This window comes from Myroides sp. C1519, from assembly GCF_038039755.1.
Taxonomy (GTDB): Bacteria; Bacteroidota; Bacteroidia; order Flavobacteriales; family Flavobacteriaceae; genus Flavobacterium; species Flavobacterium phaeum_A.
Genome location: NZ_JBBPHM010000054.1, coordinates 1 through 664, shown reverse-complemented (window position 1 = coordinate 664; position 664 = coordinate 1). Strand labels below are relative to the sequence as shown.

1 rRNA gene is annotated in these 664 nt (G+C 44.1%); it reads left to right on the top strand.

Going from position 1 to position 664, the window contains the following annotated elements:
* Positions 1–99: 99 nt before the first annotated feature.
* Positions 100–664 (top strand): 23S ribosomal RNA (locus AABL81_RS13535); the annotation flags it as partial.

Genomic DNA, 664 nt, shown 5'->3' with positions numbered 1-664 from the left:
AACGATCATTGACATATTGAGATACTTAACTAATACAGTTAGAAAAGAATCAAAAATAATAAAATTTATAGAAAGTACGATTCGAAAGAATTGTAAGCACATAAGCAAAATAAGGGCGTATGGGGAATGCCTAGGCTCTCAGAGGCGACGAAGGACGTGATAAGCTGCGAAAAGCTACGGGGATCGGCACACACGATTTGATCCGTAGATATCCGAATGGGGCAACCCAGTATGTTGAAGACATATTATCCTAATAGGAGGCGAACCTGCTGAACTGAAACATCTAAGTAGGCAGAGGAGAAGAAAACAAAAGTGATTCCGCAAGTAGTGGCGAGCGAACGCGGAATAGCCCAAACCAATGTTGTTACGGCAATATTGGGGTTGTAGGACCACGATATTTCTTGCGGATTTAATTAGAATTACCTGGAAAGGTAAACCAAAGAGGGTGATAGTCCCGTACAAGTAAGAGAAGATAAGAATAGTGGTATCCTGAGTAGGTCGGGGCACGTGAAACCTTGATTGAATCCGGCGGGACCATCCGCCAAGGCTAAATACTCCTGAGAGACCGATAGTGAACCAGTACCGTGAGGGAAAGGTGAAAAGAACCGTGAATAACGGAGTGAAATAGATCCTGAAACCATACGCCTACAAGCGGTCGGAGCCC